We start from the raw sequence: 25,096 nt of genomic DNA on the forward strand, positions 1-25,096 counted from the left end.
CGCCGCCGATAGCGCGCGTAACGGTGCGCTGCATCAATCGCGGGGATGACCCATCGCGCATCGATGCTCGGTGGTGCCGAGGTCGACTTGCAGTGTGGCGTGCTGCATCGAAAAACGTTCGCGCAGCGTGATCACGATGGCGTCGATCGACTCGTCGCCGGGATGGCCTGCCGGCATCACCAGATGGGCGCTGAGCGCATTGCCGGTGGTCGATAGCGCCCAGACATGCAGATCGTGCACATCGGTGACGCCCGGCTGTCCGGCGAGATAGTCGCGGATCGGCTGCAGATCGACGCCCGGCGGCACGGCATCCAGCGCCATGCGCACCGAATCGCGCAGCAGACCCCACGTGCCGTAGATCACCACCGCGACCACCAGCAGGCTCATCACCGGGTCGAGCCACGTCCAGTTGGTATAGAGAATCACGAGCCCGCTGATCGCGACCGCGGCGGAGATGCCGGCGTCCGCGGCCATATGCAGAAAAGCGCCGCGGATATTCAGATCATCTTTCTGGCCGCGCATGAAAAGCCATGCTGAGAAGCCGTTGACGATCACACCGACCGTCGCGACGACGAACACGACCAGTCCCGCGACCGGCGCCGGGTTCATCAGGCGCCCGATCGCCTCGGCGACGATCACGCCGCACGCGAACAGCAACAGCCCCGCGTTGGCAAGCGACGCGAGGATCGACGAGCTGCCGTAGCCGAAGGTATAGCGTGCCGAAGGGCGGCGCGTGGTGAGCCAGGCTGCGCCCCAGGCAAGCAGCAGGCCGAGCACGTCGGAGAGATTGTGGCCGGCATCGGCGAGCAGCGCGGTGGAGTGCGCGATCACGCCATACACGGCTTGCACCACCACGATCGCTACGTTCAGTGCGACAGCCAGTGCGAAGGCGCGGCCGTGACCTGCGACGGGGGCATGGGCGTGGCTGTGACCGGCGTGGCTGTGTGAGCCGTGGCTGCGGGTGCCGTGGTTATGACCGGCGTGGCTGTTGTGGTCGCCGTGCTTGTGCGTGCTATGGCTATCGTGGCTGTGAGCAGCGTGGCTCGGCCCCTTGTCGGCGCCTTGGCTGTGGGTGTGCGTGTGGGTGTCGGACTGCATCCGGTCCGCGCCGTCGCCGTGCGAATCGCTCACCTGTACGCCGTGGTCCTGCGTGCCGCCCTCACCACGAGCGTCGTCGACCTCCGGACGAACCGCGCCATGACGATGCCCGCCCTGCTCGTCAGCCGCGCGCGCCTGGCTTTTCGGCTGCGCGTCGTCACCATCGGTCCCGTCGGACTCCCCGTCGAGCCATACCGGCGCGTGGTCGTCCTCGCGCTCCTTGGCGACGTGGTTCGGTACGGTGGTTTTTTTCATGACGGATCCACAGGAAATTCGCCGGCCGGCTCAGCCACATGCTCGAGCATGCCGGTCAGCATCGCGCTGATATGGCGGTCGGCAGCAAGATAGAACACCTGCTTGCCCTGCCGCTCCGCGCGCACGATCCGCGCCGCGCGCAGCAGCCGCAGATGGTGGCTCACCAGCGACGGCGACAAACCCAGACCTTGGGCAATGGCGCCGACCGCGCGCCGCTCCTCGACGCACGCGAGCACGATGCGCAAGCGCGTCGGATCGCCGAGCAGGCGAAACAGGTCGGCCAGCGGCACGATCGTCTCCACCGGACGGTCTTCGAAACCAGCAGCTAACCTAGCGGAAGCCAGAGCAAACGACATGATTGACACACATATGAACACGTGTTCATATGTTATAGATATCGAGACGACAGGTCAAATCGGAGGGTGGCGCGGCGAGTGTGGGAAAATGCGGCGTCCGCCTCACCCGAAATCCCATCCCTGCGTCATGCAACAAGTATTTGACAGCGCTTTCGCGGCGCATCGTGACGGCCGCCTCGACGACGCCGAACGCGGCTACCGCGCGACGCTCGACGGCAATCCCGCGCACGTCGATGCGTTGCACCTGCTGGGCGTTCTGCGCCATCAGCAGGGCCAGCACGCCGAAGCCGCCGAGCTCGTGCGGCGCGCAGTGAACCTGCGCCCGGAAGACGCGGCGCTGCAACTGAACCTCGGCAACGCACTCAAGGCGCTGGGCCAGATCGACGACGCCATCGAACAGTTCCGCAATGCGCTCACGCTGGCGCCGACTTTCCCGATGGCGCACTACAACCTGGGCAATGCGTACGCGTCGGTGGGGCGCCACGAAGACGCCGCCGACGCTTTCCAGAAATCGCTGCGCCTGCAGCCGAATGACGCCTCGTCGCATAACAATCTCGGCAACGCATTGCATGCGCTCGGCCGTCATGCGGAAGCGATCGCATCGTTCCAGCGCGCGCTCGAACTGCGCCCCGGGCACGCGGGCGCACTCAACAACATGGGCATGTCGCTGAACGCGCTTGAACGCGCGGACGAGGCGATCCAGCACTTTCGGGCGGCACTGGCAGCCGAGCCTCGTTTCGTCGCCGCGCACTTCAATCTCGCCAACACGCTCGACGCCACCGGCCGTCACGAAGAGGCGGTCGCTTCTTTCCAGGCAGCGCTCGCATTGCAGCCGAACCTGCCACCCACCATCTTCGGGCTCGGCAACGCGCTCGCGGCGCTGGGGCGCCACGCGCAGGCACTGCCTTATCTGGAGCGCGCCGTCGGCCTCGATCCGCAATTCGCGCTCGCCTGGTTGAGTCTCGGCACAGCCCATCAGGCGCTCGGCGCGCATGCCGCGGCGGTGCGGGCTTTCGATCAGGCGCTGCGCCTGCGCCCCGATCTCCCATCCGCGCATATGAACCGTGCGCTTGCCTGGCTCGCGCAGCGCGATTTCGCGCGTGGGCTGCCGGAGTACGAATGGCGGCTGCAAACTACCGCGCAGCCGGTCATCCAGACCTTGCCGCGTTGGCACGGCGAGCCGATCGAACAGCGCACGCTGCTCGTGCATGCCGAGCAGGGTTTCGGCGACACGTTGCAATTCGTGCGCTTCGTGCCACTGGCCGCCCAGCGCGCCGCGCGCGTCGTACTCGAAGTGCAGCCGCAACTACTGCCGCTGCTCGCACCGGCCGCGCAAGCCTGGCGCGTCACCCTGATCGCTCAGGGCACGCCCCGCCCGGCGGCGGATCTGCACTGCCCGCTGCTGAGCCTGCCGCTCGCGCTCGGCACGACCTACGACACGATTCCCGGCCGCACGCCCTACCTCAGCGCGCCGCCCGCTTACCGCCGCAAATGGCGCGGGTCGCTCGGCGGTCATGCGAAGCGAAAGATCGGCATTGCGTGGTCGGGACGCATCCAGCAGAACGAAACCCGTTCGATGCCGCTCGCCGCGCTTGCACCGCTATTCGCGCTCGAGGGCATCGACTGGATCGTGCTGCAACCTGAGCTGAGCGCCGAGGAACGCGCGGCGCTCGACACGCATGCGCGTGCGGCGTCGATTCATCGCATGGATAAACGGATCGGCGATTTTGCGGATACCGCGGCGATCATCGAGCGGCTCGACGCCGTGGTATCGATCGATACGTCGATCGCTCACCTCGCCGGCGCACTAAAAAAACCCCTGTGGCTGATGCTGCCGTTCGCGGCGGATTGGCGCTGGTTCGTCAACGAGACGCGCAGCCCGTGGTATCCGGGCGCGACGCTGCTGCGCCAGCCGCAACCCGGCGCGTGGAACGAGGTGGTGGAGGCAGTGGCAAACGAATTGCGCGACGGTTAGCAAGGACGGATTCGTCTGCAGCCTGTTGCCGATGTGCCGGTGCAGCGCTCAGAAAAAAACCCCGCGTTCTCACGAGCGCGGGGTTTTTGTTTGTCCAGACCAACCGGTGAATCTTCAGCCAGGTGTCCGTCAGGCGGTTCGATACTGATTGCGCGATTCCGGCGTGCGATACAGCACCAGCGTCGCGATCAAGCCGCAGATTGCCGCCGCGCCGAGGAACAACCCCGGTGCGGCCTTATTGGCGGTAGTGTGAATCAGCAGCGTCGAGATGGCCGGCGTAAAGCCGCCGATCGTCGTAGCAAGGCTGTAAGCCAGCGAGAAACCGGCGGTCCGCACTTCGACAGGCATCACTTCGGTCAGCGCCACCACCATTGCGCCGTTGTAGCTGCCGTACAGGAACGACAACCACAACTCGACCACCAGCAGGCGAACGAACGACGGTTCGGCAACCAGCCATTGCAGCGCCGGATACGCGGTGATGATCGTCAGAATCGTGAAGGCCAGCAGCACCGGACGGCGGCCGATGCGATCCGACAACGCGCCCGCGAGTGGCAGCCAGATCAGGTTCGACAAACCGATGCAAACGGTGACAACGAGCGTATCGATCGACGACAGCTTCAGCACTTCCTTGCCGAACGTCGGCGTGTAGGCCGTGATCATGTAGAACGACACGGTGGTCATGATGACCATGCCCATCCCGCCCAGCACGATGCCCCAGTTCGCGGCCATCGTCTTCATGATTTCGCCCATGCTCGGATGATGCTTGCGCGCCGTGAATTCCTCGGTTTCCTGCAGCGAACGGCGAATCAGGAACAGGAACGGTACGATCAGGCAGCCGATCAGGAACGGCACGCGCCAGCCCCAGGCCGTCATCTGGTCGGCCGGCAGCACCTTGTTGAGCACCACGCCGATCAGTGCGGCGAACACCACGGCGACCTGCTGGCTGCCCGATTGCCACGCGCAATAGAAGCCCTTGTTGCCCTTGGTGGCGATCTCCGACAGATAGACCGACACACCGCCAAGTTCAACCCCGGCGGAGAAGCCTTGCAGCAGCCGGCCGAACAACACAAGTACCGGGGCGAGGACGCCTATGGTCGCGTAGCCTGGGATCGCCGCGACCGTGAGCGTGCCGAGCGCCATCAGCCCGAGGGTGAGGATCAGGCCTTTACGCCGGCCGTGATGGTCGATGTAGGCGCCGAGTATGATCGCGCCCAGCGGACGCATCAGGAAGCCCGCGCCGAATACCGACAGCGACAGCATCAGCGACGCAAATTCGTTGCCGCTCGGGAAATAGGTCTTGGCGATCGCGGATGCGTAATAGCCGTAGACCATGAAGTCGTACATCTCAAGAAAGTTGCCGCTGACCACGCGGAAAACCGTCTTGACCTTGGATTCTCTGGATGAGGAAGGAGCGTGTGACGCAGTAGACATGACATTCTCTGAATAGCCCGTCGCCACGCAGACTGGTGGCGCTCGGGCAGTTGAAACGATCCACCGCGTTCGGCAAGCGGATCCCACGGCAATTTGAAACGCGCCGGGGGCGCTGCATTTTCATGCTGAACAGATTTACACGGTATCAGGGTAAACGTTGTGAAATACCCGAAGCCCGCAACACGTAATGTTACCTTTGATGGCACCGTTGCGCATTCCATACAGTTTCATTACAAACTACGCTTGCTCCCCTCGCGATAAACTTTTTGCAGACAGGCCATTCCCGTTGACCACCCTTCCGATGCAAACCTCCCCCGCACTTTCGTTGCGCCCCGCAACCCTCGCGGATGCAGCGCTGATCGCCTCGATCCATAGCACCAGTTGGCAGGCTACGTATCGCGGCCTGTTGCCAGACGCTTTCCTCGACGGCGAAGTGACGCGTGAGCGGGCCGCCTACTGGGAAGCGCGCCTGCGCGCGCCGGGCGGCGAGCGCCGCATGGTCCTGATTGCCGAACTCGCGGGCGAGCCGATTGGTTTCGTCTGTGTCGAGCGGCAACCGGAGTCCGCGTGGGGCGTTCTGCTCGACAACCTGCATGCGCTGCCCGGCCATCAGGGGATCGGCGCCGGCAAGCTGTTGATGCGCGCGGCCGAAGACTGGGCTCGCGCACAGGGAGAGTCGCAGTTATACCTTTATGTGCTCGAAGGCAACACGCCGGCAATCGGATTCTATGAAAGACAAGGCTGGCAGTTCGTCGGCGCCGAACCGGATCATATGGGCGGCGTGGATATTACTGCTTTACGCTACGTGTACCGGCTGGATCGATGAGATGGCCGCGTCCGGTCGAGAAAGTACATGCCTAATAGGATTCGTCTGATCGATACCGACTGACGTGAAACGTACGCTGCCGGATGGTTTTCCATCCACTCGCGCCGTCGCGAGGCGTGCGCTCATCCGCACGCACAACGGCGCGTTCACCGGCCCATCGCCCGGCGGATTTTCATGCGACAGCCGTCCCATCCCGAAGACACGCCCGCTATCTCATCATCCGCCGACCGCCTTTCGGGCCCGGGGCGTCTGGTAGCCGCGGCGGTCGCCGCGCATCGCGCCGGCCGGCTCGATGAAGCCGAGCCGCTCTACCGGCAAGCACTCACGCTTGACCCGCGCCATGCTGAAGCGCTGCATTACTTCGGCGTGCTGCATCATCAGCGCGGCTCGCACGCCGCCGCGGCGGCTTTGTTGGAACACGCCCTCATAATCGATCCCACCGACGCGGCCTGCTGGAGCAACCGCGGCCTTGTCGCCGCCGCGCTCGGCAATCATCACGAAGCGACGCGGTTCTACCGGAACGCGCTGCAACTGCAACCCGATTTCGCCGACGCGCACAACAATCTCGGCGTGGCGCTGCAAGCGCAAAACGCTTTCGACGAGGCGATCCAGGCCTATCATGACGCGCTTGCGCTCGACCCCTCGTTGGCCGACGCGTATCTGAATCTCGGCAGCGTGCTCGCCAGGCTCGAACGGCACGACGAGGCGCTCGCCTGCTATGAGCGGGCGCTGGCACTCGCCCCCTTTTCTGCCGACGCGTACTTCAACGCCGGCAATGCCCAGATGGCGAAAGGCGACAGCGCGGCGGCGATCGCGTGCTTTCGCCGCGCCGCCGAGTTGCGCCCCGCCTTTGCCAATGCGCACATCAATCTGGGCAGTGCAATGTGCAGGCTCGGCCACTATGCCGACGCCGAGCAGCAGTACCGCCAGGCCGTCGCCCTGAAGCCAAACGCCGCCAATCTCGTCTGCCTGGGCGCCTCGCTCGGCGCGCAAGGCCGTCTCGACGAGGAGGAAGTGTTCTATCGCGGCGCGCTCGAACTGGACCCGGACTATGCGCACGCGCACACGAGCCTCGGCGTCCTCGCGAGGAATCTTGGCGCGTGGGACGACGCCGAGCGCCACCTGCGGCGTGCCATCGCGCTCATGCCCGACAATTTCCCCGCTCGTGCCCACCTCGGCATGGTTTTACTGGCCGCCGGCCGCTATGAAGAAGCATGGCCTTATTTCGACGACCGCCAGGTCCATCTCACCCATGCCGACAGTCGCCACAACTCAATACGCCCGCAACTGCCGCTGCCGCAGTGGAAAGGAGAGCCTCCGGACACAGCGAAGCGTGACAATGCAACGGCCCCGCGCAGCGCACGCCTGCTGGTCATTCACGAGCAAGGTCTGGGCGACAGCCTGCAGTTTGCGCGCTATCTGCCGTTGGCACTGACACGTTTTGCGCAGGTTGGCTACATCTGCCCGCGACCTTTGCGGCGCCTGTACGAAGAGTCGTTCTGTTCGCGTTGGCCTGGTCTCGTGTTGCTCGATCCCCTACTCCCCGAACTGGACAACTGGGACTGGTATTGTCCTTTGATGTCCCTGCCGATGGCGTTCGGCACCCGACTGGACAACATTCCCGCCCCCGCAACCTATCTGTATGCCGATTCCGCGCGCGCCGCCGCGTGGCAAGCGAGGCTCGCTCAGTTGCCCAATCCCGGACTTCCGCGCGTGGGCGTGGTATGGGCAGGAGGCCATTCAGGCATGGCGGAGGACAAAGTGCGCAGCATGACGTCCGCGCAAATGGCACCGCTGCTCGCCTTGTCACACGTACGCTGGATCAGCCTGCAAAAGACCGATGACGTTTCGAAGCGCGCCGATACGGCGAGCCAGGCACGCCTGACAGACTGGACCGATGAAATCGCCGACTTCGCCGACACTGCCGCGTTGATCGAAAACCTCGATCTGGTGATCTCCGTCGACACGTCAACGGCTCATCTTGCTGCGGCGATGGGTAAGCCGGTATGGCTGCTCAACCGCTTCGCAGGATGCTGGCGCTGGCTGCGCGATAGAAATGACAGTCCCTGGTATCCCACCATCCGCATCTTCAGCCAAGCACAGCGAGGCAACTGGGACGAGGTGCTCGTACGGGTCGCCGCAGCCCTGCAGCATGAATTCCCGCGCGAGTTTGTTCACGACGGCGGTCGGCATGCCCGGTGAATCGCTCGCAAGCCGCCAGCTAGTAAGCCGCTTTGCCTTCCAGTCTGCGGGGTCCCTGCGCCAAGGCTGAATACCACGTCCGTTTGGCAAGCCTGAAGCACTCCGTGGGATTGACATGGACTCCGGAAGATCGTCACTTCTTTTCGGAACAATCCGATCGTCAGCTCCGTCGCTTCGAGGCATCATCTTCGATACTCCACTGGCTTCGCAGCGACCGCTCCTGTCTTGGGCACAGCGCTCGCCTATGGCGTTGTGTACCGCGTTTTACGCGCATCGCTTCGAAGCCAGAGCCCCCTGAGCCGCCAGCCCACGGCCCCTTTACGAGCCGCTGCGAAGAAACCAATGTCGACCACGATCCCTCTCACCCTGATCGAAGGCTCCATGGCGCTACCGAGCCTGGCGCCGCTCGGTCGCCTGCTGCCCCCGCCATTCGGCCGCGATTGGGCACTGCTGCCGCCAGGGTACAGTTTGAGAGCTGAACTCAAGGCGCTCTACGCGGCCGTGTTACGTACCTTTTGTTTGAATGCGGAGACCATCCGCGCGCTCTGTCAATGGGAAACGCGGCGCTCGCCACCAACTGCGTCATCAGGGCTCAACGCAGCCGCTCCCTCGACGACTGTGTTCGACACACCGGTAGACGAATCTTTGCGAATGTCCACCGAAGCCGCACCTTTCTCGCCGGTTAGCGCACCGGCGGCTCCAGCCTCGCCGCGCGGGGCACAATTGCGTTGGGGTGCGCTAGCGGGAGGCGCCTGTGCGCTCGGTGGCGCCGCGATGCTTGCCTGGGTTGCGTTCGATCATCTGGCGCAGCGTCACCCGATTAGCGATGTCAAACCAGTGGCCAGGGCTCCGGCTCGCCAGCAAGCACAACTGGCTAATCCTCATTCGTTTGACGCCGCTGTCGTTTCCAATGCCACCGCCGACAACCATGCAGCGGTGCTTGCACCGAGCGCCGCGTCGTCGCCGGTATATGTGGGAGGCGCGTCCGGATCCACGCCCGCATCCGCACCCGCATCGCCTGAAAGTTTTCCGAATGCGCTTGCCGCTGCTCCGCTACGCGATTTCACGGCAATTCCCGCTCCCAAAATCGTCACGCCGGTCAAAACCACGCCGGCGCGCGCTTCCGTCGGCAAGCACGTATCGCGCCGCCAGGATAAGCAGCGCAAAGACGCCGCGAACCGATACGAAAGAAGCAATCGCCGTTCGCAACTCACCATCGCAACGCGATTGGCACCGCAGTTGCCACGCACTTCGCCGATGAACGCCGAAGTGTCACAAATTGCCGTGCCGGCGATCGCGCAACGAACGACACCGGCGCCATCGTCGGCGGGTCCTTACTCGCCACTTGCGCCGTCGCAACTCGGTACCGGCGAATATGCGTCGATGACCACGTCAGCCGCCACCCACCTGCGCAATATTGCGCCGCCATCGCGCCCGGTTTCGTCGATCAATCCGCCTGCAACCGGCGGGACCGAATGGATCAATCACGTGTCGCAACGTCGCGTAACCGAGGTGCCCGACCAGTTCGCCAGGTAAGCGCCGTTATCTAAAAAACGCGAAACAAAAAAAGCCCGGCAATTCGTTTTGCCGGGCTTTTTTTGCACTCGTACGTCTACTTCCGGGTTGGCAATCCGAACTCGGTTTGCCGCTGCAATTGCATCACTTCGCCCTGCACCTGACGCAACTGCGCTTGTACCCGTTCCTTTTCCGCGTTTAGCGCAGCCGCCTCGCCTTGCGTCTGCCGCTGGTAGTCGTTGACCTTGGCCTGCTGCGTACGCGCAACATCGAGATCGGCCTGCAAGCGCCGCGCACGATCTTCCGACAACGCGATAATATTTTCGATATACGCCTTCTGCGCTTGCAACTGTGTGCGGCGAATCTCAACGTCTGCAAGTTGTGCCGTCTGCTGGACGAAACCCGCATAGATCGCTTCAGCACGACCGACGTCTTCCGATCTGATCACCCGCCAGCAATGCTTGTCCTGAAAAAGCGCAACGTAGTACGTCATTTCCTGCGGATAGAAAAACAGACTTGCGCCGTAACTGCCGTTATACGTGGTGCGTAATTCGCTCAGCCTGGCGTCGTGAATCATCTGCATCAGTTCGGCAACGTTACCTTGTACGTCGCCAGCGGCAGCCGATGTACTCGATGCGGCGCTACGTAGCGCATCCGCGACCGGTTGCGGCGTTAGCGTATTCATGGCCGGCCGCGTGCCGACCAGAGGTGCGGCCTCGTCGCTTTGTGCTGCCAGCACGAAACCGCCATGCTGCAACAGCGCACACGAGGTCGCGAGCAGCATGGCGCGCCGTACTATTAAGGGGTACTTCATACGTGCATGCTCCATGCAAATCCAAAACAGCCTTGGATTATCGCGCGGATTAGCCGTTAAGCGAAGCATTCAAACGCCACGCTGAAGAACTTTAAATCGAGATAAATCGATACCGAATGATTTGGCCAGGCGAAGCCGTCAGTCGCGAAATAAAAGATTTCAGATAGGACAAAAACGCAACAATCTGACTCGTGCGGACGTTTCGGAATCTGCACCGCACTCGCGCGAATTCGACCTCGAGCATCGTGACAATAGGGAGATAGCGGCCGCGAAGATGCCGGTGGCACGCTGCAAGAATCTTCGTGAACAACCGCACTCGAAAGCGCGGCTTAAAGGCATGGCCTTTAGACCGCGTTTCTGGAATCGCGTCTTTAAAACCGCGCGTCTAAAACCGCGTTTCGCGTGCCACCCGCAGGAAGGTGTCGAGCAACGGCGTGCAATCGAGCAATTCGGGACCGCCCGCGCGATGAAACTCCGGGTGCCACTGCACACCCATCACGAACGGCGCGCGCCGATAGCGCACGGCCTCGATGATGCCGTCCGACGCCGACACGGCCTCGATATTCAGATCGCGACCGAGCGTCTTGACCGCCTGATGGTGGATCGAATTGACGATCGCCTCACGCCGGCCAGGAAACATATTGACGAGCGTCGAGCCGTCCGGGAAATGAATGCTGTGCCGATGCTGGTCGTAGTTCTCGTTGACGTGCGCGCCGGCGGTCGGCACGTCGGTGGCGATGTCCTGATACAAGGTGCCGCCAAACGCCACGTTGATCAACTGGCAACCGCGGCATACGCCGAGCACCGGCTTGCCGGACTCGATAAACTCATGCAGCAGTTCGAGCTCGTACATGTCGCGCACACGGTCGCCCGGCCACTCGGGGCTCGTCGCCTGTTCGGCGTAGGACTGCGGCGACACATCCGCGCCGCCCTGCAGCAGCAGACCGTCAAGGTGCTTCGCATAGTCGCGCAAACGGATATTGCTCGGGTGCAGCATGCCTTGATGGCCGACCGTCGGAATCATGAACACCAGCACGTCACGCGACATGACCCAGTGCGCGATCGATTCCTCTAGATATTGCAAGGTCTTGCCTCGCAGCCCCTTCGCACCCGGCTCGGGGTGGAAGATGCGTGCCGACACGCCGATGCGCAGCGTGCGCTGCGTGATCCGCTGACCGGCGCGATCGAACAACTGACGCGCGCGGGCCGCGATGATGCGTCCAAACACGGTCCACGCCGAGTCGCTTTGCTTCAGATAGCGCGGTGGCGACGGCGGCAATGCGTTCGGCGGCGGCGGGTTCGTTGCCGTGAAATCCGGCGCAGCGCCGAACCCCGGCGGCGGTGAGCCGGCCGGGCGAGTTGCGGCCGCAGCTTCTTCCGCCTTTTCTGTGAGAACCACCTCGTCAGCGGGCACGCTCAATCCGCCTGCGAGCGTTTCGTTGCTCCCGAGCGCAGCGGGACGTGAGGCTTGAACCTTCGCGGCACGCTCGGCTTTGGCCGCCGCGCGCTCGTGAACCTCGGTCTCCTGTTGCGCAGTCGACGCGGCCGCCGAACTGCGCGCCTCGGCCGCATCGCGTTGCTGCGCCGTTTGCGGATGCGTGGGGGTGACCGTGGAAGCGCTATCAGGGTTGTCGGTGGACGATCTCACCGCGGCCTCTTCGGCAGCCGGTGTCACCACGTCCTTGACCGGAGACTGGATGGCGTCTTCATGCGAGAGCGGCAGCGTAGCCGCCGGCTCGGGCGGCAGCGTGTCGGGCTTTGACACGCCGGAAGTCACGCCGGACGAAGTGGGCGCCGTTGCGGACGTGGGCGACGTTGAAGGCGATGGCGTCCCCGAAGAGGACGACGGGCTGCCGGGCTGGCCGGCATTTTCAGGTTTGTTTTCGCTCATAACTGTCAGACAGGCGCCTTTCACGCGAACGAATGAATATGCCCTGATTATCCGCTAGCCCGGCAAGCCCGGCAAACGCGCACACAATTGCTCACATTGTTGCAGCTCAAGGTTGCAACTCAAGGCGTGAGATCAACGCGTTCAGGGATCAGGCTGCTCTTCAAAGGTTTCGCGCAGAGCGATCTGCATCGCCGCGTGGATTTTCACGCACCAGCGCCAGACCAGCGCCAGCAGCAGCGCGGCGCACAGCAGCACCACGGTCAGGAGGCCGGTCGGCGGCAAGATACTGCCGGAGAGCGCCGCCACCAGCAGAAATACGCCGACCATCGAAACCACCGGCACCAGATCCGAAATTGCATAACGGATCGCGCTGGTGAAGCGCCCCGCGGTCGCCGGCTGCACGCTCACTTCGGCGAGCAACAGCGCGAGCGATTTGGTCTTTCGATAGACCGCCACCAGGAACGGCAGCGACAGCACCAGCGCAATGCTCCACAGCACCACGCGCTGCATCGGCTCGGACGCCACCCAGTGCGAGAGCAAGGTGCCGGTGTACGGCGCGCTATACGACACGATCAGGAAGATCGCCGCGACCAGCGCAAGATTGACGGCAATCTGCAGAATGATCCGCCGCGTCATGCTGAACAGCGTCGGCTCACCGCTCCCGGTGCTCAAACTGCGCAGCCACTGTCCATACATGCTGAACACATTGGCCAGCGTGGGCGGCATGGCGCGGCCGAGGCGCTGCGTCAACGGATCGGCGGCGCGAATCAGGTAAGGCGTGAAAAGCGTGGTCAACGCGGAAACGGCTACCGCGATCGGATACAGAAACGCGCTCGTCACCTTCAACGTCAGGCCGAGCGAGGCGATGATGAACGAGAACTCGCCGATCTGCGAGACGGTCATGCCGACCCGCATCGCCGTGCGCCCATCCTTGCCGGCGAGAAACGTGCCGAGCCCGCAGGACACGATCTTGCCGACGATCACCGCCACCGTAATCACCGCAATCGGCCACGCGTAGTCGAGCAGCACGGTCGGGTTCAGCATCAGACCGATCGTCACGAAGAAGATCGCCGAGAAAGCGTCGCGCAGCGGCGCGATCAGATGCTCGATGCGATGCAGATGGCGCGACTCGGCCATGATCGCGCCGATCAGGAATGCGCCGAGCGCCATGCTGTAGTCGAGCTTCACCACCAGCAGACAGAAGCCGAAACAGAAGCCGAGCACCGACACCAGCAGCATTTCGTCGCTTTTGGCGCGCGCCACATAGTTCAGCGCACGCGGCACGACCAGAATGCCGACCACGAGCGACACCGTCATGAAGAGCAGCAGTTTGCCGAGCGTTACGACGGCGACCCCGGCGCTCAGCTCGCCCGTCTGCGCAATGCCGGAGAGCAGCACCAGCATCGCAATGGCGAGGATGTCCTCGACGATCAGAATCCCGAACACCAGTTGCGCGAAGCTCTCGCGCTTGAGACCCAACTCGGAGAGCGCCTTGACGATGATGGTGGTCGACGAGATCGCGAGAATCGCGCCGAGAAACAGTGAGTCCATCGAACTCCAGCCAAATGCGCTGCCGATCTCGTAACCGATCCACAGCATCAACACGATTTCGGAAAGCGCCGCGACGATCGCCGTCGCACCGACCTTAAAGAGCTTGCGCAAGCTGAATTCGAGCCCAAGCGAAAACATCAGGAACACCACGCCGAGTTCACCGAGCGTCTGGATGGTCTGCTCGTCGTGGATCAGCTGGAACGGCGGCGTGTACGGCCCAATGATCACGCCCGCGGCGATGTAGCCCAGCACCACCGGCTGTTTCAGGCGATGGAACAGCACGGTGACGACGCCGGCGAGCGCCATCACGACCGCCAGGTCCTGAATGAAGCCGATGCCATGATGCATGGATGCGTCCCTTACAAAAAGTAATGTCTTAAAAAACGCAGTGTAACGTACTCATGCGACCGGCCGGCAACGCGCAAACGCCGGGAGGACGCGGGATTGGTCGAACCGCCAGCGAACCGGCCGGCCGTTTCATCCGAAACTTTTTTGACACGCTGGACACCAGTGAAATATCACAATAATATTTTCCGCATATTTTCTTGGGAGTCGAGTGATGCAGCAGGTGGCCTTCAATGTTGTAGATCGTTCCGGCGACAGCCACGCCGATATCGTCGAGGTGAATCGTCTGACAATTGCAGGCTGGGCCGGCCGGGACCAGGCGGCGATCGAGCATCACATCGCCGAGCTGGCCGAACTCGGCGTTAAGCGGCCGTCGACCACGCCCTGCTTCTACCGCCTCGGTGCCGAACTGCTGACCCAGGCCGAACAGATCGATGTGGTTGGCGTGAAATCCAGCGGCGAAGCCGAATGCGTGCTGGTCCGCTCGAAAGCCGGACTGCTCGTCACCGTCGGCTCGGATCACACCGATCGCGAAGTCGAGGCCTATGGCGTCACCGTCTCCAAACAGGTCTGCCCAAAACCGGTCGCGCGCGACGCGTGGCGCTTCGACGACGTGGCCGGCCACTGGGATCAGCTTGAACTGCGCGCTTTCGCCGTGACCGGCAACGGCGAGCGGCGCGTCTATCAGCAAGGCAGCGTCGCGTCGCTGCTGCCGGCCGCCGACCTGCTGGAACGCGCGCCCGTGGCAGAAGGCGCCGCGATGTTCTGCGGCACGCTGGCCGTACAAGGCGGCATCGTCGGCATGGTCGACGGCGACGCGCTCGAGCTTGAGTTGCACGACCCCGTCCTGAAACGCACACTGCGCCACGCTTATCGCGTGCACGCGCTCCCCATCGTCGAATGAGGCACCCATGAGCACCCCCCCGCTATCCGCCAACGCCGACACGTCTTCCGACGCGTGGATCGAGGCCGCCGCCCTGCGCAAGATCACCTGGCGCATCATGCCGTTCCTGTTTCTCGTCTACGTATTGTCGTACCTGGACCGCGTCAACATCGGCTACGCGAAGCTGCAGTTCACCGGTGACCTCGGCCTTTCGAATGCGGCGTATGGCCTCGGCGCGGGGATCTTTTTCTTCGGCTATTTCGTGTTCGAAGTGCCGAGCAATCTGCTGCTGAAAAAATTCGGCGCACGCGCCACCATCGCCCGCATCACGATGCTGTGGGGGCTGCTGTCGTGCCTGATGATGTTCGTGCGCTCGGAAACGATGTTCTACGTGCTGCGCTTTTTCCTCGGCGTCGCCGAGGCCGGGCTGGTGCCGGGCGTGGTGCTGTATCTGACCTTCTGGTTTCCGTCCGACCGGCGCGCGCGGATGGTCGCCGTGTTCATGGCGGCAATTCCGGTCGCGGGCATCATCGGTGCGCCCTTGTCGGGCTTTCTGATGTCGGCGCTGCACGAAGCGCACGGCTTGCGCGGCTGGCAGTGGATGTTCCTGATCGAAGGCATTCCGTCGATCCTCGCCGGCTTCTGGGCGCTCGCCGTGTTGCGCAACACACCCGCCGAAGCCGCCTGGTTGAGCGACGACGAAAAGCGCGTGATTCTCGGCCGCCTCGCGCGCGAAAACACCGCCGCCGCGGCAGCCGGCGCCGAGCATAGCCTCTCGGTTGCCCTGCGCTCGGGCCGCTTCTGGCTGCTTACGCTGATCTACTTCTGCCTCGTCACCGGCAACGCGGGCTTCTCGTTCTGGCTGCCGCAGATCGTCAAGGATCTCGGCGTCACGAATCTCGTCACGAACGGCTTCGTCACCGCGATTCCGTACCTTGCGGCGGGTATCGGCATGATCCTGATCGGACGCTCGTCGGATATCACCGGCGAACGGCGCTGGCACTACGCCGTGTGCTGTTTCATCGGCGCGGCGGGTCTGCTCGGCAGCGCCTCCGTGACGAATTCGATTCCGCTCGCCGTCACCGGTTTGTCGATCGCCTATATCGGCATTCTGGCGGGCTTCGGCATTTTCTGGTCGATGTCCACCACCTTCCTGCAAGGCACCGCGGCCGTTGCCGGCATCGCCGTGATCAACTCGATTGCGAATCTGGCGGGCTATGTGAGCCCTTACGTGCTCGGCATCGTCAAGGATGCGACGCATAGCGTGACCTTCGGGCTGGTGCTGATCGCGGGCGCGTTGATCGTCGGCGGCCTCGTCACGTTGATGATGCCGCGCGTCAAGGTGCAGCACGCCGCTGCGGTCACACCGAGGAGCGCCTGACATGCGGCGCGGTCTGCGTGATTGCAGATGACACGCAGCCGTACGTCATACGCAAACGACGGCCGGCGAGCAATCGCCCGCCGACCGCCGTCCGCGCAAAACCTTGCTCTACAATGCGGACGACACCGCCCGCTCTTTCTTCACATGACGCTTTTGCAGACCGCCCGCCGCTCCAGTGCCCCCCGCGAAACCGCCTCGGCGAGTCTCGCCGAACAGGCCTACGCCTTCGTCAAGCGCGAGATCATCACGATGCGTCTGCGGCCGAGCGAGGTGCTCAACGAAGCAGAATTGATGGCGTTGACGGGCATCGGCAGAACGCCGGTTCATCAGGCGCTGCACCGGCTGGTGCACGAAGGCATGCTCACCATCATGCCGAGAAAGGGCATCATGGTCCGGCCGGTGTCACTCGACGACGTGCTGGCGATCATCGACGTGCGGCTCGTCAACGAGAGCTACTGCGTCGAGCTGGCCGCGCGCCATGCGCAGCAACACGATTTCGACGCGATGCAGGCCCTGCTCGAACGCTCGGCGGTTTGCGTCGCCGCGCACGATATTGAAGGCATGATGGACATCGACCGCGAGTTTCATCTGGCGATTTCGGCGGCCTCGCGCAATCCGGTGCTGGCCGACATCCTGCGTGGCTTGCATGAACGCTCGCTGCGCTTCTGGTTCATTTCGCTGTCCGAGCCGCATCATCTGGAAGACGTCCACGAAGAACATCTGGAACTGTTTCGCCTGCTGCGCGAACGCGATGCCGAAGGCGCCCGCCAATCGGTGCAAAAGCATATCGAAGCGTTTCGCGCGACCTTGTTCAGCCGCATCTGATCGATCGCATTTCATCGTACGCAACCAATCGACCTCGACCGGTTTCAGCCGGTTCAACCGGATTCCCCCGACACCATGGCTACTGAATTCACGCCCTTCCCGCCGCTAGCCCAGCTTGCCGCCGACCTCGCCGCCGGCCGCACCACGAGCCGCGCGCTCGTCGAAACCGCGCTCGAACGGATCGCCGAGCCGGCCGGCCAGGGCGCCGCCGTCTTCATGCACGTCGACGCCGACAGCGCCCGGGCCGCCGCCGATGCGCACGACCGCCTGCGCGCCGCCGGCACGGTCCTGTCGCCGCTCGCCGGCATTCCGGTGTCGGTCAAAGACCTGTTCGATATCGAAGGCCAGCCGACTCGCGCGGGCTCCGTGGTGCTAGCCGACGCGCCCGCCGCCAAGGCGGACGCTGTCGCCGTCGCGCGACTGAAACGGGCGGGCGCGGTGATCGTCGGGCGCACCAACATGAGCGAATTCGCGTTTTCCGGACTCGGCCTGAATCCGCATTACGGGAACCCGCTGTCGCCGTATCGGCGCGGCGTGAAGGGCGACGAGCGGATTTCGGGCGGTTCGTCGTCGGGCGCGGCGGCGTCGGTCGCGGACGGCATGGCGGCCGTCGCGCTCGGCACCGACACCGGCGGCTCGATCCGCATCCCGGCGGCGCTGTGCGGCCTGACCGGCTTCAAGCCCACCGCCGACCGTATCCCCAAGCAGGGCGGCGTGCCGCTTTCTCCGACGCTCGACTCGTTCGGGCCGATCGGCGTCTCGGTCGCCTGCTGCGCGCTGGTCGATCGCATGCTGGCCGGGCTTGAGCCGCGCATTCCGTCGGCCCGGCCGCTCGAAGGCGTGCGCCTTGGCGTGCTGACCAATTTCGTGACCGACGGTGTCGAACCGGCAGTCGCCGCCGCAATCGACACGGCCCTCAAGCATCTGGAAGCGGCCGGCGCTATCGTTACGGAAGTGCGCTTCGCGCCGCTCGACCGTCTGCCTGAGATCAACCGCTTCGGCTTTTCCCCGATCGAAGCGTACGCGTGGCACCGTCCGCTGCTGGAAAAGCACCGCGAGCAGTACGACCCGCGCGTGCTGGTGCGTATTCTCAAGGGCCAACCCGCCAGCGCCGCCGACTATCTGGACCTGCTCGCCGAGCGCCAGGCCATGCTCGACGAAGCCGCGCGCACGCTGTGGCAACGCTTCGACGCGGTTGTCGCGCCGACCGTGCCGGTGCTGCCGCCGCGCGTGGCCGATCTGATTCACGATGACGACGCTTTCGGACGCACCAACGCATTGATCCTGCGCAATCCGAGCGCGTTCAACTTCCTCGACGCCTGCGCGCTCTCGCTGCCCTGCCATCTGCGCGGCGACGCGCCGGTGGGTCTGATGCTGGCGGGCGCGCCGCACGCCGACGACGCGTTGCTGGCCATCGGCCGCGGCGCCGAGGCGGTACTCAACGCGATTCGCTGACCAAGGACGCTCGGGGCGCCGAGCGGGCAACGAATGGGCATTGAGCGGGGCACTGAGCAGGGCACCGAGCGGGCATTCAGCCGGATTGCGACTTAAAAGCGCGATAAGCGCCAGGGCGGGGGTTCGCGCTAGAATCGCGGGCACCCGCCCTTTCCGTTTCCAGACAGCCACACGACCCATGAATAACGACAATGCGATGCTGCGCCGCGAGCGCTCCCTGCTGGTTCTGCTCGGCCTGATCTGCGTCGGCCTCGTCGCCGGCGCGCTCTATCTGCAATACGGCTTGCATGAAGATCCCTGCCCGCTGTGCATCATCCAGCGCTATTTCTTCCTGCTGATCGCGATTTTTGCGTTTCTCGGTGCGCGCTTCAACAGCTGGCGCGGCGTGCGGCTGCTGGAAGTGCTGGCGGCGCTGTCGGCTCTCGCCGGCATCGTGACCGCCGCGCGGCACGTGTATGTGCAGGCCAATCCGGGTTTTAGCTGCGGTTTCGACGCGCTGCAGCCGGTCGTCGACAGCTTGCCGCCCGCGCACTGGCTGCCCGGCGTCTTCAAGGTGGCGGGGCTCTGCGAAACGGCCTATCCGCCGATTCTGGGTCTGTCGCTGCCCACCTGGTCGCTGGTGGCTTTCGTCGTGGCCTTCGTGCCGTTGGCGCTGAGCCTCGTCAAGAATCGCCGCCGTTTCGACTGAACGCGCCCCGAGCCAGCTTTTTCGGCTGCTTAGGTTGACTTAACCGGCTTCGCGCCGGCCTTTGGACCGTTTTTTACGACGGCTCGAAGGCCGGCGTTTTCATGTCGGCTCTGGCCCCGTAGAGTCGGCAAAACCGCACCACCGGCGCCCCTGCAGGTACATACGCAGCGCCCTTCACGCCCCGTTCCGACCCACCCCGCCTGGTTTTCCCCCCATCCGCCCCGCCTCACGCAACTTCCCGGCGCGGCGCGAATCGTATCAATCACATGACCGCTTCCGAATAAGCTTCATGCGAGTTGGGAAATATTTTCGGGACAAGGTAATGCTATCTTCGGAACTGGATGGCGATCTACGTGCGCGAGGCCGGCTTTGGCGCGACCCCATGCGTAACGCGCGCCCGGTCCGCACTGTCTTTCGGATTCGCCATGACAACGCAAACCATCCGCTTTTATCACCAGGGGTCCGTCCGTGAGGTCGCGGGCGTCCCGGCGGCGCGCACCGTGCTTCAGCACCTGCGCGACGACTTGCATTGCACGGGCACCAAGGAAGGTTGCGCGGAAGGCGACTGCGGCGCCTGCACGGTCGTGATCGGCGAACTGGATGCGCACGGCAGCCTCGCGCTGAAAGCGGTCAACGCCTGCATACAGTTCCTGCCGACGCTGGACGGCAAAGCCCTGTTCACCGTCGAAGATCTGCGCACCGCCGACGGCGCCCTGCACCCCGTCCAGCAGGCCATGGTCGATTGCCACGGCTCCCAGTGCGGTTTCTGCACCCCCGGCTTCGTGATGTCGATGTGGGCGCTGTACGAAAACCAGCCGGCCGCCGCCGGCCTGCCCACACGTGACGAAATCAACGCCGCGCTGTCAGGCAATCTGTGCCGCTGCACCGGTTATCGCCCGATTGTCGACGCATCGCAGAAGATGTTCGACTATCCGCAATATCCCCGCGTGACGCTGGACCGCAAAGCGGTCGCCGACACGCTGCGTAAGATCCAGCGCCGTGACACCTTCGAATACAGCGCGCCCGATACGCGCGGCGCCGAATTCGGCTCGCCCGTCTTCCGTGCGCCGCTCACACTCGACGCGTTCGCCAGACTGCGCGCCGAACATCCGCAGGCGCGCCTGCTGGCCGGCAGCACCGACGTCGGTTTGTGGGTCACCAAGCAGTTCCGCGATCTCGGCGACATTCTGTATATCGGCAACGTCGCCGAATTGAAGACGATCGAACGCGATGCGCAGACGCTGACAATCGGCGCGGCGGTCACGCTCGAAGACGCCTACGCGGCGCTCGCCGTCGATTATCCGGAGCTCGCTGAGTTGTGGACGCGTTTCGCGTCGCTGCCGATCCGCAATGCCGGCACGCTCGGCGGCAATGTCGCGAACGGCTCGCCGATCGGCGATTCGATGCCCGCGCTGCTCGCGCTCGGCGCCGAAGTCGTGCTGCGCCACGGCGCCAAAACCCGCACGCTGACGCTCGACGCGTTCTACCTCGGCTATCAGAAAACCGCGCTCGCGGCCGGCGAATTCGTCGCGGCGCTGCGCGTGCCGCGTCCGGCTCGCGATCTGCGGTTCCGCACGTATAAAGTGTCGAAGCGCTACGATCAGGACATTTCCGCGGTGTGCGCCGCGTTTGCGCTGCACATCGGCGAAAACGGCCTGATCACGGATGCCCGCATCGCCTTCGGCGGCATGGCCGCGACCCCGAAACGCGCCGCGCAAACCGAAGCTGCGCTCACTGGCGCAACATGGAACGAAAGCACCGCGCGGCAAGCGATGAACGCACTCGTCGCCGATTACCAGCCGCTCACCGACATGCGCGCATCCAGCGCCTACCGGCTCAAGGTCGCGCGCAATCTGCTGTGGCGCTTCCACCTCGAAACACGCGATGAAGCGCCGCTCGCGCTCTGCGACGTGAATGCGTTCGCGTACGAATCCGGTGCGACGGACGGTGCCGTGGCCGTTGCAAAGGAGCCGTCGTGATGAACCGGACCGATGCTTTTGTCGAACCTGCCGCGAGGCACGCTGCCGCCCAGGAAAGCGAGACGGCAATCGGTGTGTCGCTGCCGCACGAATCCGCCACGCTGCATGTGAGCGGCGAGGCCATCTACACCGACGATCTTCCCGAATTGCAAGGCACACTGCACGCTGCGCTGGGACTCTCGCGGCACGCGCACGCGCGGATCGTGTCGCTCGATCTGGATGCCGTACGAAAAGCGCCTGGCGTCGTCGCGGTTCTGACTGCCGAAGATATCCCCGGCGAGAACAATTGCGGCCCGGTGCTGCACGACGATCCGATTCTCGCGGTGGACGAAGTGCTGTATCTAGGCCAACCGGTGTTCGCGGTGATCGCCGAGAGTCATGAACTCGCGCGCCGCGCCGCCGCGCTCGCCAAAAGCGACGACGTGGTGCGCTACGAAGCGCTCGAAGTCGTCCTCACGCCCGCCGAAGCGAAAGCCAACAAGCAGTTCGTCCTGCCGCCGCTACACCTGAAGCGGGGCGACCCGGAGGCGAAAATTGCCGCCGCGCCGCATCGGATCCGCGGCACGTTCGAGGTCGGCGGCCAGGAACAGTTTTATCTCGAAGGCCAGATCGCGTACGCCGTGCCGAAGGAAATGGACGGCATGCTGGTCTACAGTTCGACGCAGCATCCAAGCGAAATGCAGCAGGTGGTCGCGCATATGCTCGGTTGGCCGGCGCATAACGTCGTGTGCGAATGCCGGCGCATGGGCGGCGGCTTCGGCGGCAAGGAATCGCAATCGGCGCTGTTTGCGTGCGTGGCGTCGCTGGCTGCGAAACTGCTGCGCCGCCCGGTCAAACTACGCGCCGATCGCGACGACGATTTCATGATCACCGGCAAGCGGCACGATGCGGTCTACGAGTACGAAGCCGGCTTCGACGATAGCGGCCGGATTCTCGGCGCACGCGTGGAAATCGCGCTGAGAGCAGGCTATTCCGCCGACCTGTCGGGCGCAGTCGCAACGCGCGCCGTCTGTCACTTCGACAACGCGTACTACCTGTCCGACGTCGACATCGTCGCGCTGTGCTGCAAGACGAATACGCAGTCGAACACCGCGTTTCGCGGTTTCGGCGGCCCGCAAGGCGCACTGGTGATGGAAGTAATGCTCGACAGCATCGCGCGTCAATTGCATTGCGATCCGCTCGACGTGCGGCTCGCCAACTACTACGGGATCGGTGAACGTGATACGACGCCGTACGGACAACGCGTCGAAGACAACATCATCGCGCCGCTGACCGACGAGTTGCTGGAAACCAGCGACTACCGCGCGCGCCGCGAAGCGATCGCCGCGTTCAATGCGCAGAGCCCGGTGCTCAAACGCGGCCTTGCGTTCTCGCCGGTGAAGTTCGGCATCTCGTTCAACGTGCCGTTTCTGAATCAGGCCGGCGCACTGGTGCATGTGTACAAAGACGGTTCGGTGCTCGTCAATCACGGCGGCACCGAGATGGGCCAGGGGCTCAACACGAAGGTCGCGCAGGTTGTCGCGAATCAACTCGGGTTGCCGCTTTCGCGCGTGCGCGTCACGGCGGCCGATACGTCGAAAATCGCCAACACCTCGGCGACGGCGGCCTCTACCGGCAGCGACCTGAACGGCAAAGCCGCCGAAGCGGCGGCGCGGACCATTCGCAACCGGCTCGCGGAACTCGCCGCGAGGCAGTTGGGCGGCAACGCCGACGCGGTGGAATTCGCCAACGGAGAAGTGTCGGTGAACGGTGGTGCGATGCCGTTCGAACAACTGGTCGGCGCGGCGTATCTGGCGCGCGTGCAGTTGTGGTCGGACGGTTTCTACACGACGCCGAAAGTGCACTGGGACGCGCAAACGCTAACCGGTCACCCGTTTTATTATTTTGCATACGGAGCCGCGGTGTCGGAAGTCGTGATCGACACGTTGACCGGCGAATGGAAACTGGTGCGCGCGGACGTGCTGCACGACGCCGGCCAATCGATCAATCCGGCGATCGATATCGGCCAGGTGGAAGGCGGCTTCATTCAGGGCATGGGCTGGCTCACCACGGAAGAATTGTGGTGGAACCGCGATGGCCGCCTGATGACGCACGCGCCGTCGACGTACAAGATTCCCGCCGTGAGCGATACGCCGGCGGCGTTCAACGTGCAGCTCTATCGGAACCGCAACGCCGAGCCGACGGTGTTCCATTCGAAGGCCGTGGGGGAGCCGCCCCTGTTGCTGCCGTTCTCCGTATTCCTCGCGATTCGTGACGCGATTGCGGCCGCGGCGCCGGATGCGGACCATGCGCCGCCGTTGCGCGCACCGGCGACACCCGAAGCGATTCTCGACGCGCTGGACGCGTTGCAACCGCCGACGAGCGCAAACGATCAGGCAACCGGACAGTCGACGCAAGCGGCAAGCGCGTCCCCAACCACAACGATTTCAGCAATTTAAAGCCAGGGCCCGACGCGACACGAACGCGCCGCGCCACGCTCAACCGGCCGCACGGACACCCCGCGCGGCCCTGTATGGAGAACCGCCGGATGCAAGCCTGGCTACCTGACCTGCAACAACTGCTCGCGCACGGCGACGCCGCCGTGCTGGTAACGGTCGCGCGCGTCGAAGGGTCGGCGCCCCGCGAAGCCGGCACCAAGATGATCGTCACGCGCGAATCGGCCAAACATACGATCGGCGGCGGACACCTCGAATGGAAAGCCATCGAGACCGCCCGCCAGGTGCTGCGCGACGGCATGCGCTCGCCGCACGCACGCCGCCTCGAACGCTTCGCGCTTGGGCCGAGTCTCGGCCAATGCTGCGGCGGGGCGGTGATTCTCGCCTTCGAGCGCCTCGACATCGGCGATCTCGGCTGGATCACGTCGCTCGCAAAACGCGTGGCCGCGGGTCAATCGACGGTGCGTAGCGTATCATTCGGCCCCGCACCGGATGCGGTGATGCTGTCCGACCCCGAGCCGGGTGTCGATGCCGCCGACTGCCTGCTATGGGACGGCGCCGGTTTCGACGACAGCGGCGCGCTGCTCACCGAGACCATCGCGCCAGGCGACTTCCAGGTCGTGCTGTTCGGCGCCGGTCACGTGGGCGCGGCGCTGGTTCGCGTGCTGGCCACGCTGCCTTGCACCGTGCGCTGGGTCGACGAACGCGACGCGCAGTTCCCGCCGCTGGAAACGCTGCATGCGCCGAATGTGAAGATCGATCCGAACGACGCGCCCGACGAAGCGATCGACCAGGCCGCGCCGCACACGTACTTCATCGTGATGACGCACAACCATGCGCTCGATCTCGAGTTGGCCGAGCGCATTCTGCGGCGCGGCGATTTCGCGTTCTTCGGCATGATCGGCTCGCACACCAAGCGCAAGCAGTTCGAACATCGGCTGGCCGCGCGCGGCATCGACCCTGCGCAGATTGCGCGGATGAAGTGCCCGCTTGGCGTCGACGGTATCGTCGACAAGTCGCCGGAGATCATCGCGATCTCGGCGGCCGCCCAGGTATTGCAAGCCGTGGAGGCGAATGCGGGCGCGCATGCGGCGCAGACGGTCTGATTTGCAGCACAATCGACCTGCCGCCCGAACGCGATTGCATCCTGCCACGCATCCCGCATCCGGCGCGAACCGACTCCAACGAACT

19 protein-coding genes are annotated in these 25,096 nt (G+C 64.2%); 13 read left to right on the forward strand and 6 right to left on the reverse strand.

Annotated features, from left to right (window positions below; genetic code table 11):
* Window positions 1-33: 33 nt before the first annotated feature.
* Complete coding sequence (locus AC57B6_RS02155) at window positions 34-1,098, reverse strand: cation diffusion facilitator family transporter (protein ID WP_496420639.1); 1,065 nt, start codon at window positions 1,096-1,098, stop codon at window positions 34-36.
* A 251-nt stretch (window positions 1,099-1,349) separates the two neighbouring features.
* Window positions 1,350-1,709 carry an ArsR/SmtB family transcription factor gene (locus AC57B6_RS02160; RefSeq protein ID WP_496420621.1) on the reverse strand — a complete coding sequence of 120 codons (360 nt, stop codon included), beginning with the start codon at window positions 1,707-1,709 and terminating at the stop codon, window positions 1,350-1,352.
* Between the two features lie 127 nt (window positions 1,710-1,836).
* On the opposite strand from AC57B6_RS02160, the gene AC57B6_RS02165 reads away from it, so the two are divergent.
* On the forward strand, window positions 1,837-3,684 hold the full coding sequence (locus AC57B6_RS02165) for a tetratricopeptide repeat protein (protein ID WP_216749972.1): 1,848 nt from the start codon (window positions 1,837-1,839) through the stop codon (window positions 3,682-3,684).
* A gap of 129 nt (window positions 3,685-3,813) precedes the next feature.
* On the opposite strand, the gene AC57B6_RS02170 is transcribed toward AC57B6_RS02165, so the two are convergent.
* Complete coding sequence (locus AC57B6_RS02170; protein WP_030101236.1) at window positions 3,814-5,115, reverse strand: MFS transporter; 1,302 nt, start codon at window positions 5,113-5,115, stop codon at window positions 3,814-3,816.
* 301 nt (window positions 5,116-5,416) lie between these two features.
* Between AC57B6_RS02170 and AC57B6_RS02175 the strand changes: the two genes are divergently transcribed.
* The 3 genes from AC57B6_RS02175 to AC57B6_RS02185 all read left to right on the forward strand — a co-directional run bounded on the left by AC57B6_RS02175 (window position 5,417) and on the right by AC57B6_RS02185 (window position 9,679).
* A complete protein-coding gene (locus tag AC57B6_RS02175) occupies window positions 5,417-5,941 on the forward strand; it encodes a GNAT family N-acetyltransferase (protein ID WP_028200102.1) in 525 nt (174 codons plus the stop codon).
* Window positions 5,942-6,115: 174 nt separating this feature from the next.
* Entirely contained in the window at window positions 6,116-8,143 is a 2,028-nt protein-coding gene (locus tag AC57B6_RS02180) for a tetratricopeptide repeat protein (protein WP_496420622.1), read from the forward strand.
* A 651-nt stretch (window positions 8,144-8,794) separates the two neighbouring features.
* Window positions 8,795-9,679 (forward strand): hypothetical protein, encoded by an 885-nt coding sequence (locus AC57B6_RS02185; RefSeq protein ID WP_496420623.1) that lies wholly within the window; start codon window positions 8,795-8,797, stop codon window positions 9,677-9,679.
* 76 nt (window positions 9,680-9,755) lie between these two features.
* On the opposite strand, the gene AC57B6_RS02190 is transcribed toward AC57B6_RS02185, so the two are convergent.
* Together AC57B6_RS02190 and AC57B6_RS02195 are read right to left on the reverse strand one after the other, a co-directional pair.
* Window positions 9,756-10,472, reverse strand: a complete 717-nt coding sequence (locus AC57B6_RS02190) for a DUF2968 domain-containing protein (RefSeq protein WP_496420624.1) — start codon at window positions 10,470-10,472, stop codon at window positions 9,756-9,758.
* A 385-nt stretch (window positions 10,473-10,857) separates the two neighbouring features.
* Complete coding sequence (locus AC57B6_RS02195; protein ID WP_244207455.1) at window positions 10,858-12,237, reverse strand: gamma-glutamyl-gamma-aminobutyrate hydrolase family protein; 1,380 nt, start codon at window positions 12,235-12,237, stop codon at window positions 10,858-10,860.
* On the opposite strand from AC57B6_RS02195, the gene AC57B6_RS02200 reads away from it, so the two are divergent.
* The gene (locus AC57B6_RS02200) at window positions 12,221-12,421 is read left to right on the forward strand and encodes a hypothetical protein (RefSeq protein ID WP_235429607.1); all 201 of its coding nucleotides are present in this window, start codon (window positions 12,221-12,223) and stop codon (window positions 12,419-12,421) included. The two genes, AC57B6_RS02195 and AC57B6_RS02200, sit on opposite strands and share 17 nt — an antisense overlap.
* 83 nt (window positions 12,422-12,504) lie before the next feature.
* On the opposite strand, the gene AC57B6_RS02205 is transcribed toward AC57B6_RS02200, so the two are convergent.
* On the reverse strand, window positions 12,505-14,262 hold the full coding sequence (locus AC57B6_RS02205) for a cation:proton antiporter (RefSeq protein ID WP_046568052.1): 1,758 nt from the start codon (window positions 14,260-14,262) through the stop codon (window positions 12,505-12,507).
* A gap of 211 nt (window positions 14,263-14,473) precedes the next feature.
* On the opposite strand from AC57B6_RS02205, the gene AC57B6_RS02210 reads away from it, so the two are divergent.
* The 8 genes from AC57B6_RS02210 to xdhC all read left to right on the forward strand — a co-directional run bounded on the left by AC57B6_RS02210 (window position 14,474) and on the right by xdhC (window position 25,011).
* On the forward strand, window positions 14,474-15,163 hold the full coding sequence (locus tag AC57B6_RS02210; RefSeq protein WP_496420625.1) for a DUF2848 domain-containing protein: 690 nt from the start codon (window positions 14,474-14,476) through the stop codon (window positions 15,161-15,163).
* A 7-nt stretch (window positions 15,164-15,170) separates the two neighbouring features.
* Window positions 15,171-16,523: an MFS transporter gene (locus AC57B6_RS02215; RefSeq protein WP_028200108.1), complete on the forward strand. Its 1,353-nt coding sequence runs from the start codon at window positions 15,171-15,173 to the stop codon at window positions 16,521-16,523.
* A gap of 144 nt (window positions 16,524-16,667) precedes the next feature.
* On the forward strand, window positions 16,668-17,348 hold the full coding sequence (locus tag AC57B6_RS02220) for a GntR family transcriptional regulator (RefSeq protein ID WP_496420626.1): 681 nt from the start codon (window positions 16,668-16,670) through the stop codon (window positions 17,346-17,348).
* 75 nt (window positions 17,349-17,423) lie between these two features.
* Window positions 17,424-18,803 carry an amidase gene (locus AC57B6_RS02225; protein WP_406867454.1) on the forward strand — a complete coding sequence of 460 codons (1,380 nt, stop codon included), beginning with the start codon at window positions 17,424-17,426 and terminating at the stop codon, window positions 18,801-18,803.
* A gap of 178 nt (window positions 18,804-18,981) precedes the next feature.
* Window positions 18,982-19,491 (forward strand): disulfide bond formation protein B, encoded by a 510-nt coding sequence (locus AC57B6_RS02230; protein ID WP_028200111.1) that lies wholly within the window; start codon window positions 18,982-18,984, stop codon window positions 19,489-19,491.
* Window positions 19,492-19,916: 425 nt separating this feature from the next.
* Window positions 19,917-21,470 (forward strand): xanthine dehydrogenase small subunit, encoded by a 1,554-nt coding sequence (gene xdhA / locus AC57B6_RS02235; protein WP_496420627.1) that lies wholly within the window; start codon window positions 19,917-19,919, stop codon window positions 21,468-21,470.
* Window positions 21,470-23,908 carry a xanthine dehydrogenase molybdopterin binding subunit gene (xdhB, locus tag AC57B6_RS02240; RefSeq protein ID WP_496420628.1) on the forward strand — a complete coding sequence of 813 codons (2,439 nt, stop codon included), beginning with the start codon at window positions 21,470-21,472 and terminating at the stop codon, window positions 23,906-23,908. The genes xdhA and xdhB overlap by 1 nt, the downstream gene beginning before the upstream one ends.
* Before the next feature lie 89 nt (window positions 23,909-23,997).
* On the forward strand, window positions 23,998-25,011 hold the full coding sequence (gene xdhC / locus AC57B6_RS02245) for a xanthine dehydrogenase accessory protein XdhC (RefSeq protein WP_102857454.1): 1,014 nt from the start codon (window positions 23,998-24,000) through the stop codon (window positions 25,009-25,011).
* The last annotated feature ends 85 nt before the right edge of the window (window positions 25,012-25,096 follow it).

Source organism: Paraburkholderia sp. BGA-UO-ETr-F12 (genome assembly GCF_059567945.1).

Bases quoted from the DNA above. Each gene is read 5' to 3' on its own strand.
- xdhC (WP_102857454.1), top strand. From the start codon at position 23,998: ATGCAAGCCTGGCTACCTGACCTGCAACAACTGCTCGCGCACGGCGAC.
- AC57B6_RS02160 (WP_496420621.1), bottom strand. From the start codon at position 1,709: ATGTCGTTTGCTCTGGCTTCCGCTAGGTTAGCTGCTGGTTTCGAAGAC.
- AC57B6_RS02165 (WP_216749972.1), top strand. From the start codon at position 1,837: ATGCAACAAGTATTTGACAGCGCTTTCGCGGCGCATCGTGACGGCCGC.
- AC57B6_RS02210 (WP_496420625.1), top strand. From the start codon at position 14,474: ATGCAGCAGGTGGCCTTCAATGTTGTAGATCGTTCCGGCGACAGCCAC.
- AC57B6_RS02175 (WP_028200102.1), top strand. From the start codon at position 5,417: ATGCAAACCTCCCCCGCACTTTCGTTGCGCCCCGCAACCCTCGCGGAT.
- AC57B6_RS02155 (WP_496420639.1), bottom strand. From the start codon at position 1,098: ATGCAGTCCGACACCCACACGCACACCCACAGCCAAGGCGCCGACAAG.
- xdhA (WP_496420627.1), top strand. From the start codon at position 19,917: ATGACAACGCAAACCATCCGCTTTTATCACCAGGGGTCCGTCCGTGAG.
- AC57B6_RS02215 (WP_028200108.1), top strand. From the start codon at position 15,171: ATGAGCACCCCCCCGCTATCCGCCAACGCCGACACGTCTTCCGACGCG.
- AC57B6_RS02230 (WP_028200111.1), top strand. From the start codon at position 18,982: ATGAATAACGACAATGCGATGCTGCGCCGCGAGCGCTCCCTGCTGGTT.
- xdhB (WP_496420628.1), top strand. From the start codon at position 21,470: ATGAACCGGACCGATGCTTTTGTCGAACCTGCCGCGAGGCACGCTGCC.
- AC57B6_RS02225 (WP_406867454.1), top strand. From the start codon at position 17,424: ATGGCTACTGAATTCACGCCCTTCCCGCCGCTAGCCCAGCTTGCCGCC.
- AC57B6_RS02190 (WP_496420624.1), bottom strand. From the start codon at position 10,472: ATGAAGTACCCCTTAATAGTACGGCGCGCCATGCTGCTCGCGACCTCG.
- AC57B6_RS02205 (WP_046568052.1), bottom strand. From the start codon at position 14,262: ATGCATCATGGCATCGGCTTCATTCAGGACCTGGCGGTCGTGATGGCG.
- AC57B6_RS02185 (WP_496420623.1), top strand. From the start codon at position 8,795: ATGTCCACCGAAGCCGCACCTTTCTCGCCGGTTAGCGCACCGGCGGCT.
- AC57B6_RS02220 (WP_496420626.1), top strand. From the start codon at position 16,668: ATGACGCTTTTGCAGACCGCCCGCCGCTCCAGTGCCCCCCGCGAAACC.
- AC57B6_RS02170 (WP_030101236.1), bottom strand. From the start codon at position 5,115: ATGTCTACTGCGTCACACGCTCCTTCCTCATCCAGAGAATCCAAGGTC.
- AC57B6_RS02180 (WP_496420622.1), top strand. From the start codon at position 6,116: ATGCGACAGCCGTCCCATCCCGAAGACACGCCCGCTATCTCATCATCC.